This is a genomic window from Pandoraea eparura, assembly GCF_902459725.1.
GTDB classification, from domain to species: domain Bacteria; phylum Pseudomonadota; class Gammaproteobacteria; order Burkholderiales; family Burkholderiaceae; genus Pandoraea; species Pandoraea eparura.
This window is the reverse complement of sequence record NZ_CABPSH010000002.1, coordinates 77,734-90,995: the sequence shown is the minus strand read 5'-3', so window position 1 is coordinate 90,995 and position 13,262 is coordinate 77,734. Positions and strand designations below refer to the sequence as shown.

The 13,262-nt window shown below is 60.7% G+C and carries 14 protein-coding genes and 1 tRNA gene; 8 read left to right on the top strand and 7 right to left on the bottom strand.

The features are described from left to right. The first annotated feature begins 21 nt into the window (after positions 1–21). The 4 genes from PEP31012_RS23805 (at position 22) to PEP31012_RS04450 (ending at position 3,926) form a co-directional block, all read left to right on the top strand. Positions 22–609, top strand: a complete 588-nt coding sequence (locus tag PEP31012_RS23805) for a DUF4212 domain-containing protein (RefSeq protein WP_217427110.1) — start codon at positions 22–24, stop codon at positions 607–609. After that, a complete protein-coding gene (locus PEP31012_RS04460) occupies positions 606–2,624 on the top strand; it encodes a sodium:solute symporter family protein (protein WP_174978117.1) in 2,019 nt (672 codons plus the stop codon). Before PEP31012_RS23805 ends, PEP31012_RS04460 begins: the two co-directional genes overlap by 4 nt. An 86-nt stretch (positions 2,625–2,710) precedes the next feature. Next, positions 2,711–2,801: transfer RNA gene (locus PEP31012_RS04455), tRNA-Ser, on the top strand. A 249-nt stretch (positions 2,802–3,050) separates the two neighbouring features. Further along, on the top strand, positions 3,051–3,926 hold the full coding sequence (locus tag PEP31012_RS04450; protein WP_150588157.1) for a TIR domain-containing protein: 876 nt from the start codon (positions 3,051–3,053) through the stop codon (positions 3,924–3,926). A 37-nt stretch (positions 3,927–3,963) separates the two neighbouring features. On the opposite strand, the gene PEP31012_RS04445 is transcribed toward PEP31012_RS04450, so the two are convergent. The 7 genes from PEP31012_RS04445 to PEP31012_RS04415 form a co-directional block, all read right to left on the bottom strand. Further along, positions 3,964–5,046, bottom strand: a complete 1,083-nt coding sequence (locus PEP31012_RS04445; RefSeq protein WP_246171149.1) for a site-specific integrase — start codon at positions 5,044–5,046, stop codon at positions 3,964–3,966. Next, positions 5,019–5,234 carry a DUF4224 domain-containing protein gene (locus PEP31012_RS04440; RefSeq protein ID WP_150588156.1) on the bottom strand — a complete coding sequence of 72 codons (216 nt, stop codon included), beginning with the start codon at positions 5,232–5,234 and terminating at the stop codon, positions 5,019–5,021. Before PEP31012_RS04440 ends, PEP31012_RS04445 begins: the two co-directional genes overlap by 28 nt. Continuing rightward, the gene (locus tag PEP31012_RS23565; RefSeq protein ID WP_174978116.1) at positions 5,231–5,779 is read right to left on the bottom strand and encodes a hypothetical protein; all 549 of its coding nucleotides are present in this window, start codon (positions 5,777–5,779) and stop codon (positions 5,231–5,233) included. The genes PEP31012_RS04440 and PEP31012_RS23565 overlap by 4 nt, the downstream gene beginning before the upstream one ends. A 134-nt stretch (positions 5,780–5,913) precedes the next feature. Next, positions 5,914–6,873, bottom strand: a complete 960-nt coding sequence (locus tag PEP31012_RS04430) for a ParB/RepB/Spo0J family partition protein (protein ID WP_150588155.1) — start codon at positions 6,871–6,873, stop codon at positions 5,914–5,916. Beyond that, the gene (locus PEP31012_RS04425; RefSeq protein ID WP_150588154.1) at positions 6,870–7,262 is read right to left on the bottom strand and encodes a beta-hexosaminidase; all 393 of its coding nucleotides are present in this window, start codon (positions 7,260–7,262) and stop codon (positions 6,870–6,872) included. The genes PEP31012_RS04430 and PEP31012_RS04425 overlap by 4 nt, the downstream gene beginning before the upstream one ends. A gap of 209 nt (positions 7,263–7,471) precedes the next feature. Then, positions 7,472–7,777 (bottom strand): hypothetical protein, encoded by a 306-nt coding sequence (locus PEP31012_RS04420; protein WP_150588153.1) that lies wholly within the window; start codon positions 7,775–7,777, stop codon positions 7,472–7,474. 587 nt (positions 7,778–8,364) lie between these two features. Then, a complete protein-coding gene (locus PEP31012_RS04415; RefSeq protein WP_150588152.1) occupies positions 8,365–8,922 on the bottom strand; it encodes a helix-turn-helix domain-containing protein in 558 nt (185 codons plus the stop codon). Between the two features lie 42 nt (positions 8,923–8,964). Here PEP31012_RS04415 and PEP31012_RS04410 point away from each other — a divergent pair, with 42 nt between their 5' ends. The 4 genes from PEP31012_RS04410 to PEP31012_RS04395 all read left to right on the top strand — a co-directional run bounded on the left by PEP31012_RS04410 (position 8,965) and on the right by PEP31012_RS04395 (position 13,099). Continuing rightward, entirely contained in the window at positions 8,965–9,198 is a 234-nt protein-coding gene (locus tag PEP31012_RS04410) for a hypothetical protein (RefSeq protein WP_174978115.1), read from the top strand. Positions 9,199–9,309: 111 nt separating this feature from the next. Continuing rightward, complete coding sequence (locus PEP31012_RS04405) at positions 9,310–9,819, top strand: phage regulatory CII family protein (RefSeq protein ID WP_150588151.1); 510 nt, start codon at positions 9,310–9,312, stop codon at positions 9,817–9,819. 3 nt (positions 9,820–9,822) lie between these two features. Beyond that, positions 9,823–10,200: a hypothetical protein gene (locus tag PEP31012_RS04400; protein ID WP_150588150.1), complete on the top strand. Its 378-nt coding sequence runs from the start codon at positions 9,823–9,825 to the stop codon at positions 10,198–10,200. 151 nt (positions 10,201–10,351) lie between these two features. Beyond that, positions 10,352–13,099, top strand: coding sequence for a VapE domain-containing protein (locus tag PEP31012_RS04395; RefSeq protein ID WP_150588149.1), 2,748 nt, complete (start codon positions 10,352–10,354; stop codon positions 13,097–13,099). Positions 13,100–13,262 lie beyond the last annotated feature (163 nt).

Below are 13,262 nucleotides of genomic sequence, written 5' to 3'. Positions count from 1 at the left end.
GCGCGGGTTTCCAGGGCGGCTATGGCAAATCGCTCGTACGCCGGCTCGGCCGGCAAGGCCGACCCGGCGGGCGTCAGCGGGCCGTCGGGTTCTGCTGCCGGCGGGGCGCTGCCCGATGTCGACTGGCATGGGGCGGCGGCCGGCATTGCGGTGCGTCACTGGCGGCGAACCTTGCGGTTGGTGGCGGTGCTCATGGCGATTGGCTTCGTGGTGACCTTCGTGCCGCAATTCTGGGCGCGGGAATGGGACACGATGCGATTTGCCGGGTGGCCGCTGCCGTTCTACATGGGCGCCCAGGGGACGATTCTGATCGACATCGGCTTGATCGTCGTCTACGCGTGGCTGCAACGACGTAACGATGCGCGCTACCATCGTGAATTGCATGCGTTGCGCGCAGCCCATCGCGACAGCCTCGACCCGGATAGCGGCGGCACACGCACCCCGGCGGCGCGCGCGACATCGCCAAGCGTGTCGTCCGGCACCTCAAGCGCCTTAAGCGTCTCTACCGCCTCCACCGCCTCCACCGCCTCCACCGCCTCCACCGCCTCCACCGCCTCCACCGCCTCCAGCACTTCCTCTCGCGTCGTCTCGGCGCCGAACTCCCGATGAGTTTCACGCGCAGGATGCTGCGCTACTACGTGTACTACACGGCGGGCTTCCTCTCGTTCGTGCTGATGATGGGGTTGCTCGAGCGGGTCAATGGCCCGGGCGTGTGGATTGGTTATGCCTTCCTGTTCGTGACGATTGCCGTATACGCGGTGATTGGCCTGATCTCCCGGACGTCGGACGCTGCCGAGTACTACGTGGCGGGGCGTCGTGTTCCGCCGGTCTTCAATGGCATGGCGTGTGCGGCGGACTGGATGAGCGCGGCGTCGTTCATGGGGTTGGCGGGATCGCTGTACGTGTCGGGCTACGATGGTCTGGCATACGTCATGGGGTGGACGGGCGGTTACTGTCTGGTGGCGTTCCTGCTCGCGCCGTACCTGCGCAAGATGGGGCGCTACACGGTGCCCGACTTTCTCGGCACGCGTTACGACAGCAATGTGGTGCGGGCGTTAGGCGTCTTCTCGACGATTCTGTGTTCGTTCGTTTATCTCGTGGCACAGATTCAGGGCGTGGGGCTGATTGCGTCGAGATTCATCGGTGTGGAATTCACCATTGGCATTTTCTTCGGGTTGGCGGGCATTCTGGTGTGCTCGTTCCTCGGGGGGATGCGCGCCGTGACGTGGACGCAGGTGGCGCAGTACATCATCATGATCACAGCGTTCCTGGTGCCGACGGCCATGATTGGTCATCAGACGGGTAATGGGTGGTTTCCGCAGTTCAGTTATGGCACGGCGTTGGCGAAGGTCGAGGCGCTGGAGCGCGAGATACAGCAGTCGGTGCCTGAGCGCGAGGTGCGCGACTACTACCGTGAGCAGGCGGAGCAGATGCAGCGTCGGTTGGACGGCTTGCCGGACAGCTTTTACAGCGAGCGTACGGAGCTGGAGCGACAGTTGCTGGATACGAAGCGTCGCAATGGGCCGTTGCGCGACGTGAAGGTGCTCGAGGCTAAGCTCGACGCGTTTCCGCGCGATGTCGGCGATGCACAGAATCGGTGGCTGGAGATGCGCAATCAGTACGTCGAACGCAGTGCGCCACAGCACGCGATGACGGAGCCGTTCCCGGCGCACGATGACACGACACGCAGCGCGCAGCGATTGAACTTTCTGTTGCTGATGGCGTGCCTGATGATTGGCACGGCGAGTTTGCCGCACATCTTGACGCGCTATGGCACGACGGCGACGGTGCAGGGTGCGCGCAGTTCCGTGGGGTGGACGCTGTTCTTCGTGGCACTGCTGTATGTGAGTGCGCCGGCGTTGGCGGTGATGCTCAAGTACGACGTGCTGCTGCATCTGGTGGGGGCGCGTTACGAGAATCTGCCGGGGTGGGTGACGCAGTGGCGGCATGCGACGCCGGTGCAGATCGATATTTCCGACGTGTACCGCGACGGGGTGGTGCAGTGGGGGGAGATCTGGATGCAGCCGGACATGCTGGTGTTGGCGGGACCGGAGATCGCGGGGTTACCGTACGTCATTTCGGGGCTGGTGGCGGCTGGGGCGTTGGCCGCGGTGTTGTCGACGGCGGACGGGTTGCTGCTGACGATTGCGAATGCGCTGTCGCACGACGTCTACTTTCACATGGTGGATCGCAATGCGTCGAGCCAGAAGCGGGTGACGACGTCGAAGATATTGTTGTTATGCGTGGCGATGTTTGCGTCGTATGTGACGTCGCTGAACCTGGGGAACATATTGTTCCTGGTGGGGGCGGCGTTTTCGTTGGCGGCGTCGTGTTTGTTCCCGGCGTTGGTGTTGGGGGTGTTTTGGAAGCGCACGACGCGGTTGGGCGCGACGGCGGGGATGGTGAGCGGGTTGTTGGTGTGTGTGTATTACATTGTGACGACGTACCCGTTCTTTACGCGTTTGACGGGCTATGTTGGGGCGCGCTGGTGGGGGGTGGATCCGATTTCGGCGGGGGCGTTTGGGGTGCCGGTGGGATTTGCGGTGGCGATCGTATTCAGCTTGCTGGGTGGGCATCCGAGCGAGCGTGACCGGCATCTGGTGGATCATCTTCGCCGCCCGTGAGGACGCGGGTTGGAAGCGATTTTGGCAGGATTCGCACGAAAGGGTATGGGATGTTGCCGATGATCTGCTATAATTCGCGACCTTCAGGAGAGATGGATGAGCGGTTTAAGTCGCACGCCTGGAAAGCGTGTATAGGTTAATAGCCTATCGGGGGTTCGAATCCCCCTCTCTCCGCCACCGCATTCTATAAGGCTTCCGGGCCTTTTCGAGAAAGCCCCGTTCCCTATTCGGACGGGGCTTTCCTATTCGGAGTGCGTCAGCTCGTTGCCTTGACCTATTCCGCTTCCTAGCAGCAGGTGCGTTTCGCCCGTTCGGCGAGACCGATTTGTCGCCGCATGTTGGCATAGAATACCCAACACCACGCAATTCCCAGCTGTTCAACGACGGCGCAATCTGTCGAATTCCGCATAATCCAACGGAACAGGTATGGCTACGAAACATAAAAAGACTGAGCCAGCAAGCGATGGCTCGCTGCGGCCCGAACTCACGATGGACGTGGCGTCAGCTCGTGGAAAGGTCGCTGAGAGGATCGACTTGGGAAGGGAGTTGATTAAGGAGCTTCAAGTCATTCACGTGCGTCCTCAGGAAGGGGACGACGCGCGCACAAAGTTCCGCAAGTGGCATGACTACAACGGCAAGATGGTCGAGCAAATGTTCACGACCGACCGTTTTGCGGATGAGTACCGTAACACCGGGCCATGGGAAATGGTCTTTCACACCCCAACTGCGCACGAGGAAAGTGAAAAGTACGTAAAGCACACGAAGCGGGCGATATCCAACTTGGAACACTTGGACCAGACAATCGAACTGTATGTGCCTCCAGCTAACACAAGCAAAGTAACTGTTGAGGGAGCGGCGCTTGATGCCACTCGCGTTTTCATCGTTCATGGTCGTGATGGTGAACGCAAGCAGTCTGTTGCTCGATTCATCGAGCGATTGGGTTTCACCGCAGTAATTTTGCACGAACAAGCGAACGCCGGTGCAACGGTGATTGAGAAGCTAGAAGCTCACGCTAACGCCGGATTTGCGGTGATATTGTGGACCGGCGACGATGTGGGCCGCCTCAAGACTGAGTCTGAGGACAAACCCCGTGCACGTCAAAACGTTATCTTTGAATGTGGATTCTTCATTGGCAAGCTCGGTCGAGAACGTGTTTGTACCCTAGTGGAGCCGGGGGTCGATGTGCCATCAGATTTAGCAGGATTTGGCTACGTTGAGCTGGACGAGCGAGATCGATGGCACCTCGACTTGGCGAAAGAACTCCGCGCAGCCGGTTACGCAGTCGACCTGAACAGGCTGTGAGTACCTAGGCAACTTTTGCTAGACGGAGTTGCTGGAATTAGTCCAGCGGTTTAACTTTCTCAGCTTTGCGGCGGTAGGAGCGCTGAGTGGTCTGCGTTGTCGTATGAGAGAGTAGTGCTCTTGCATGTTCGATGGACTCGGCATCGCTTGAGACCTTGGCGCGTAGATCGTGCTCTGTGAACCGCTCCTTCACCTTGGTTTCGGAAAGAACCCGGTCCATGAACCCGCGCCACATCGAATCGAATCCGCCAGCGCGGCCGGTTTCCTCATCGATGTAGCCATCCCCCTCAAGCGTGCAAAAGAGCCACGGCGACGTGCGAACTGGCCGAGCGCGGATTGCGTCGGCAACTGCTGCACGCAGCTTGTCCGTCCACTCGTAAATAGTGCGTTTGCCGCTGCTGCCTTCCGTCTTGTGGCGTTGGATGTGGATGCCGACGTCGTCGAAGTCGCGATCTGGCTGCAAGCGCAAAAGGTCGCTGCGTGCCATGCCCGTCATTAACTTAATGCGAATGTACGCCTGCAACGCCAGCACGCTGCCTTTTTTTCGCCTCGGCTCCAGCGTCATGCATTCCTCGATCTCCCAATTGGCGATGTAGCGCGTGCGAGCCTTCTCGCCGGATAGGCGTACTTCGCCCTTGAATGGATGCCTGTCCAGAATGCCCCACTCGACAGCCTTAGTGAACGCATGCGACAGGATCTCGATCTCGCGGCGTGCGGCCACCTTTGCCTCGCGCCGCTCGACATACTGATAGATAAGCTGCGGCCGAATCGCGGTGATCGGAGCGGCGCCAAGGACGTTGCGCAATCGCTTGATGGCGACTTGATTTTGCGCGCGTGTCGTGGGCTGCTTCGTGGGGACGACTTGCAACGAGTAGCGGTCGAGTAGTTCTGCGACGGTACGAGTCTCCTCCATCTTGCCAAGGCGCTCGGCCCAAACGCGGTATGCCTCTGGTAATGACGAGCCGAGTCGGAATTCCGTTTTCCCGTCCCACATCGCTTCAAGGCCGCGAGGCACCTGGTAGTAGTAGGCTCCGCTGCGCTGACGCCAGCGTGTCGGGAGGCCCTTGTTCTCTTTGCTTCTTGGACGGGGCATTATGCTGCGCTCCAATTCGGTTGCCATTCCGCGACTCGGCGGCTAGCGGTCACGCCCATCAGGGCCTCGACGTGTGCGCGCAAGACGACGACTGAGCCGTCCGGCCGGACTCGATGTTCTATCCCCATCGTACGTAGCGTTCGAACCTGCGCCGCGTGTTGGCGACGGCCGGTTAGTTCGTGCACTTCGTCGCTCGAAAGGAAAGTGCTGCTCATTTCGTCCCCGGCTGGTGGAATGCCCGGGCGGCGTCCGCCGCGCAATCGTGGCTGCTGCAAATTGAAGAGCCAAGCATCCAAAGGAACATGCAGCAGTTCGCTACGTCGACCGGATCGCCCTTTTCCACGTGCTCGCGGAGCGCGCGACTCAATGTTGCGGCGTCGATGTACTGCGAGCCGTAGCGTCCCTTGGCGTGGCTGACGGCGAGCTTGCTCTTCATCGCGGCGACGAACGTTTCAGCCGCCGCGACGTCGACGTGCTCGTGGTGCAGCGAACGTGCCCCTCGGGCGTCTGGAGCGCGCGCGAAATCCGTCCCCATCCATAACGGATCGTATTGAGCGTTGCCAAATGCGCGGATCGCCTTCGAGAGCCGTGCGAGATCAGGGCGGGTGTCAGCGCCGATGGCATCCAGTTCGTCTAGCACGCGCTGGAAGCGGGCGGGGGGCTGCTTGGACATTGTGGCGGTCTCCGGCTCGGCGGGGTGCGTAAGCGCCCCGCCTTCGTTAATCTCGAATTCGCGCCGCGTGAGCGGCGCATTGTCCATCTGAATAGATTCCCCGGACGTACGCACATCCCCGCCGAGGCTCGATGTGGGATTGGTTGGGGGCGACTTGTCGTCTGCCCCCTCGTCCCGCTGTCGCGGCAGCGGACATGGGGTGGAAATGGCCGGGCGGGACATCAGATCGCCCCCTTGGGCAATCGATTGGGCCACGCGGACAAATGTAGGTGTGCGTTCGCCTCGCGCATGCTTCTGTGCACGGCATCGATGGCGGGCTGGCCGAGCTGATCGAATAGCGGGTCGTGCATGACCGTCTGCAACGCCTGCAAAAGCTGCTTTGCCTGCGCGTGCGAGATCTCGTCGGGAGGTGTCTGCGTCGACTTGATCGTCTGCTTGGGCTTTGCGGGCGCGAGGTTCTTCTGAGTGACTTTCGTGCGGCCGTCTTTGATCGCGACAGTCAGGGCAGTCTTCAGAACGCTGAACGCCTTATCCGCGCCGACGTCACGGATTGTCTTGATGGCGAGCGTCGAAGTGATTGCCTTCTCGCGAATCATGTCGTGTAACTCGGGTGGTGCGTCGAGCAACAGCATGACGTCGCGCACCGTCTGTCCCGTAATGTTGAGTGCGCGGCAGATCTCTGCCTGCGTCATACCCTCGCGTTGCAGTTCGGCGATGACCCCTGCCAATTCGAGTGGCGTGAGCTTCTCGCTGTCATTGCTTGTCACGCCCGTGATGAGTAGCGTCTTGCGGTCGACGGTGCGGGCGTCTCGAATGACGATGGGCACGCGGTCAAACTTGACCTCCTTGCTTGCCCACTCGCCGCAGGCAATTGCCGCGAGTGCTGCGTGGTAGCGGTGCTGCCCAGCTTGGACGTAAATCTTATCCGCGTCGCCTTCCTTCCGAACGAAGCAGCCGAGCGGCGCGTCCTTCTGGAAGCCGTTCGCCAGCATCAGGCGTTTGAAGTGCTCCACGCGCTCTTGAATGAGGGGGCGTACGTTATCGCGCGAGTCGTAGTGAAGTTTGCGTGGATCCACCATCCACAGATCTGACGAACCGCCTCCAATCGCCTTCACTGCGGCCTTAGTGTTGCCGGTGATGATCGGCTCAGCCACGAGATCGGTTTGCCGCTCGTCGATCATGCGGCCTCCTTTGCGCGAGCGGCGTTCGCTGCCTTGTGCTTCGATCTGGTTGCACGGGATTTCATGTCGCAGGCAGCGACCTTCGCGTCGCGCGCGGTCTGTGCTTCCGCGACAGCTGCCAGGCGGGCGCGCTCGCGTTTCGACGCGGCGTCACAATCGGCGATGCTCGGGATCGAAATTTGCGTTCCGACTACCACGTTGCCGAGCATGATCATGTAGACCATCATCGGCGTGCGTGCGAGGGGCTTCCGATGAACGACGTACTTCCCGATTAGCAGCGGCGATGTCGGGCGCGGTGCCATCGGGTCGTAGCTGATGGTGCTCATCAGACTGATCGTGCCCGCGCGATGGTCGCGGTCGGGGCCTGAGAGGATGTAGGGTTTCGTCATGGCTGGTCACTCGTCGTTGTCACCGGCAGCGCGTCGCTTGAGATCCGGTGAGGTTGCTCTTGGCGTTTCGCGTCGCTGGCGGATCTCCGCGCAGTTCGCGAGGCATCTGCGAATTCCGGGGTGGGTTAGTGCAATGGATGGCGGGCCTATGCAGCGCAGGAGACGGAATTCGCGTAAGAGATCCGCGTCAGTGATTTCGGGGCGGGTCACTAGCGGGCCCCTTCGCCGTATAGGTCGCTGGGGCGCGCGACTCGCTGGCACTCAACGTCGCAGACGGCGCGATAGATGCTCGGCTTACGTACAGGAGCGGGATCGGTCTGCACGGCGGGCAGGCTGCTCAGGTAGACAATCGCTGCGGCGAGGGCCAACAAACAGAGATGGAGAGCGCGGCGCGGTCGAGCAAAGTCACTTTTTCGCCCAGCCGCATAGCTGTTCTGGACTGCGCTCGGCAAGCCTTGCATGGCGCGCAGGTTGGCTTGGCGCTGCTCGGTGTACTGGTCAAACAGGGGGTGCATGACTGTCTCCGCTTCTCGTGGCAACTGGAGCGGAGAATAACCATTAATGGCTATTTTGGTCAAGCCATAAATGGTTATTTATTCGTGTGATCGTGGATTTTCCTCTAACCAATCATTGCAAAACTGCCAAGTATGGTTATGGCTTGCTGGAGGTGTACCTGCATGTAGCAATGGCTAGCAGTTCACCGCCGGTGGTCAGCAATACGTCAAGCCACGGAATTGTGTTGACATATGCGGCGGCGGCAAACGCGGCGATCTGAATTGCGCAGAGGGGGAGGAACGCGTCGATTGCTCCTCGTTCTCTGGGGGAGGGTCTTAGCGCTCGTGTACCCGTGCCGAGGAGGATTTCTTGGATGCGCCGGAGTGCGGATACGATGGGGCCGACGTGTTCCGGCTCCACGTTGTTTATGGCTGTCTCAATGGTGCCATCGGAGCGGACAAAGACCTGTGCTGCGGCCACAGGAGCGCGAGCCGTCGACTCGAAAGTCCGCAGCGTTGCTTTCAAAATGGCCTGCTGTCTAACCTCGATGTGGTGGGGGGCAGGAGTGTCGGATTGTTTTGCGCGCTCGAAGCGGGCGTCACTAAGGCTAACTACGTTTGACTGCTCGTTTTTTGGGTGAACTGGTCGTTTCATTATGCGTCAGCGTCCTGTGATCTAATGGTCTGCTGGACGCTGCGGCAAGCATGTCGGCTTGTGCCGGGTCTGCTGGCGTTACTTCGGAAAATGTCAGTCCCTTATTCGTCGCGATGACGAACGCTATATACGACTGAATCTTCTCTTTCTCTGACTCTGGAAGGCGCGCGTACGCTTCTCGGTCGTACTGGATCTCGTCGCGCTCGTGCGGTTCCACGAGCAGGCTTGTGACGCTCACCCCTAGTGCATCCGCCACCGCCTCTACGTTGCTAAGTAGCGGTGACACTTCCCCTCGAAGAATTCTCCCAACGGTGCTCTGTGTTACGCCTGCCTTGGTCGATAACTTGACCTGGGTATTCAGGTGTGGACGCAGGCTCATTTGCTCGCGCACGTTCTTTGCAAGCAGCGCTTGGAGCTTCGTGGGTTGGGTTGGATTGTCGGTAGCCATGAACCCATGTTGCCAATGATGGATAGCCTTTTGTGACCAATTGTCGCTTGTAAAAATAGCCATCAATGGTTATTCTTTCGGTTATTCAAACGAAAGGTCACGGAAATGGAGCCAAACCAACCGCATTGGATCGACGCCGTGCGAGCCAACTTGCAGAAACACAAGCGTGAATGGCCCGCCATCGCTCGGGATTCCGGTGTGCCGTACCACACCGTCGTCAAGGTGGCCAGTGGCCGAGTGACTGATCCGCGCGTGTCGACGGTTCAGGCCCTGCACGATTACTTCGCGCGTCGCACGAGCGAGCATCCGATGCCCGGCGACGCGACCTCGGCGAACTGATCTCTGTTTCCGCATTTCCCTCTCCCCAAGTTGGGTCACGCCCTGAACTGTACGGATGTTCAGCGGCGGTTAACACGATGAAACGCAAGCGCAACAAAGAACCGGGACATCATGACTTACAAGTATCGCGAAACCGACCCTCTCGACGTCCTCTACAACGCTGTTCGCGGCACGCCTGGTGGCGTCGTAGACGCTGCGAACTACCTGTCTGCCCGTCGCAGTCGCCAGATTTCGCCCGAGTCGCTGCGCCTTCGCCTGCGAAATGAGGGTGACAACCGGCTTTCGTTTGAGATGTTCGATTTGCTCGTCGAGTGGCTTGAGGAGCGCGGACGGCCGGATGCGCGCGACGCAATCTCGGCGTTCGCCTCGCAACACGGCATGCGTGCTACTCCAATGGCGCAGATCTCCGGGGAGCAATGCGTTTCGGGCTTGGCTCGTGACGCCCTATCGCTCGGGCAGCACTCGGGGGCAGTGGCGGCGGAAGTGATCGAGGCAATCGACGACAACCGCATTTCGCTCGACGAGCTGGACGCTATCACGCGAGTAGTGCGCGAGACGCAAGGCACGCTTGACGGGCTTCTTGCCCGGGCGCGTCACCTCGCCAACAAAGGCAACCCGTAACCGATGCAGTTCGGTCACGGCATGGTGTGTTGTAACCGCTACCGCGCAAAGGCGGGGCTTTGTTGCGATCTCGACGCGCAGCTCGAATGTGCAGCGCTTGAGAGCGCACGGCTCGCGAAGCACGCACCGGACCGTCTGCACGCATTCCTGACCACGCTGTTCCCGGTGTTTCCGCCTGACGTGCTGTTTGTGCAGGCTCGTCAGGGCGGATACGTCGACACGTTCATCGCTGCGGCAGCGAGTCATTGCGCAACATATCGTGCGCTCGACGAGCGCCGTGCCTTCTTCAATTTCCTCGCTGGCTACCTGAACGTCGAGCAGTCGGAGCATTTCAAAGCGCTCCACTCCGCCGAATGGGCACGTCTGCGCGGCAAAGTCTGACAGAGGACAAAGTGACTTTGCGACTCAAATCCCGGGGGCGTAAGCGCCCCATGCTCCGTTGCGCTGGTGCCGTTGTGTCGTGCGCATTCGTTGCCGGTCGTGCGCGGTGGCGCAAGGCCGTTCGTATTGCGCAGATCGAGGCCGCGTAACGATGGCGAGTCTTGACGATATCTGCAACCAGTTGCTTGTGGCTGGACACCCGGAGTTGCCGCCGGGGCATCCGATTGCCGACGACAAACACCATCGGTACGGGAAGGGGAAGAAATTCTGGTACGCGCTACACGAGGTTGTGCGCGAGGGGCGCGTGCTTGGCTACATCGGGGCTTACGGCTGCTGGTCGGGTAACGACAATGGCGCAGCGAAGTTCGAATGGTCCGGCGAAACCGTGACGTCGGAGGATCTGGCGGCGGTCAAGCGCCGACAGGAAGCCGTCGAGCGTTCCGAAGCGGTAAAGAAGGCCACGAAGGCCCGCAACGCGTCCAATCGAGCGAACGCGCAATGGGATGCGGCGGCCGACGTCCTGATTGCGTCCGCATACTTCGACCGTAAGCAGATCACGCCCGAGTGTGTGCGCGTCGACACCGATGGCAACATTCTCGTGCCGATGGTCGTCTACGGCGAGACGCAGCACCTTGCCGGACTTCAAAAGATCACACCCGATGGCGTGAAGCGATTTACCAGCGACATGGATAAAGCGGGCGCGTCCTGCGAGCTGGGCGCGATAGGCGATGACGACAAGGTAATCGGCATCGCCGAGGGTTACGCGACGGGGCGCTCGATTCGCATGGCGCTCGATGGCGCCATACCGACCGTCATCGCGTTCGACGCGGGTAGCTTGCTGGCCTGTGCAAAGCGGCTGCGTAAGCAATACCCCGAGGCCCATCTGCTCTTCTTCGCGGATGACGACTGGAAGATCGAGCAGCGCGTGCGTGATTGGCTGTCGGAAGACTTCGCGTACGACGGTGATCTGCAGATCAACGGGGAACCCCTTGCCGTTACGCATCGCGATACGTCTGTGCGCGTGAAGGTCGAGCGCAATTCTGATCGATACGGTGTGGACTGCATCCGCGCGGAGATCACGACGCAGGGCACGGAAGCAAAGCCACGCGTAAAGATGTTCCTGAATGCAGGGCGAAAGTCGGCCCACGAGGCGGCAGCCGAAGTGGGGAACGCCAGCGTTGTCTACCCGGTGTTTGCTGCGCGCGGCGAGCGAAAGCTTACGGACTTCAATGACTTGCACGTCGAGGAAGGCTTGCATGTGGTGAAGCAGCAAGCGAGCGCTGCGGTTCTCGCCGCCATGGGAGCTGATCCGCTCAAGGTTGGGCCGCACGCACACCTGCAAGCCGTCGAGGTGCCAGAGGATCCGCACTATGGTAGCGCCGTCGAGGCCGTGAAGAAGCACGGGCGGGCGACGGTAGGGCACCTGCAAAAGATTCTGTCGATCTCGTACGCGCGAGCGGCCCGGCTTCTCGAAGTCATGGAGGAGCGGAGCATTGTCACGGGCGCGGATGCGCACGGCCGGCGCAAGGTCGTCGGAATGTCGTCTACCCCTTCGTCGGCTGGCGCTGCGGGTGGGGCGGCGGGCGAGGTTAGCGAGGAAGATTATTGGCGGGCGCGACTGCGGAAGGCTGAGAAATCTGGCGCAGTACTGCCCGCGCTTGACAACGTGTTCTCGATCCTGCTGAACGATCCGGCGTGGGAAGGCGTTTTGGGTTTCGAGCAGTTCTCCGGGCGCGTCATGAAACTCAAGCCGCCCCCATTCGACGAGGGCGGCGTGGAAGGCGAATGGACGGATCGGGACGACTCCCGTTGCGTGCTCTGGCTCGGCCAGCGCTACGGATTCAGTCCCAAGCCTGATATCACGATGGAGGCGGCATTCTTGGTCGCCGAGCGTCACCCGTATCACGTTGTTCGTGACTATCTGGAGTCGGTCAGGACAAGGTGGGATCGCAAGCGCCGTCTGCACACATGGCTTGTCGACTACCTCTATGTCGAAGACACGGAATACGCGCGCCTGGTCGGCTTCAAATGGCTGCTCGGTGCGATTGGTCGCGTCATGCGCCCCGGCTGCAAGATGGACAACATCCTGATTCTGGAAGGCAAGCAGGATGCAGGTAAGTCGAAGACGTTCGCGACCCTGTTTGGGCAACAGTGGTTCACCGATGCGCACATCACCATCGGCGACAAGGATACGTACGTCGTTATGCAGGGCAAGTGGGTGATCGAGCTGGCTGAGCTGGACGCACTGAACAAGGCCGACTCGTCGCTCGCAAAGAAATTCTTCACGACGGCCGTTGACACCTTCCGTCCGCCGTATGGCCGTCGAGCTATCGATGTGCCTCGGCAGTGGGTGGCGTGCGGAACGGTCAACTTTGATGCCTACCTGAAAGACGAATCGGGCAACCGGCGCTATTGGCCTGTCAAAGCGGCTGACGTTCTCGATCTGCTCGGGCTGGCTCGTGATCGCGACCAGTTGTGGGCGGAAGCGTACACGGAATACTTGGAATGGGAGCGGGCGAACGACGAGTCGGGCGGCACGTTGCCGACGCCGTGGCAGGTGCTGCACGACGAAAAGCCGATGTTTGCGGTGGAGCAGGAGGCCCGGTACGAAGGCGACGTGTACGAAACCATGATCGCGCGGCACCTAAACGACCGGCGTGCCGATGAGATCCGGATGGAGGAGATTTTGGGCGACGTGCTCAAGCTTGAAATCTCGAAGTGGACGCCTGCTGAGCAGCGTCGCGTCGGCAAGGCGCTCAAGTCAATTGGATGGGTGCGTAAGCGTAAGAGCAGCGGGGCGCGTGAGTGGTATTACGAGCGCCCGCCTGCGCCTCCCGCGCCAGCGGTGGCGGCGCCTGTACAGACCTATTACGAGGATCACGACGATGTGGCGCTTTGATCGCGCAATCGCGCGCCGAATCGCGGGGTATGGCGCGCGCGACAGCGGACAACGGCGCGCTAAGTCGCCGTCCCATGTCCCGACGTCCCAAGCGCCACCGCGATTCCGTGCGCGTGATGTGTGCGACGTGTGCGACGTGCAGGTGAGGGCGCGCATGTCGCCC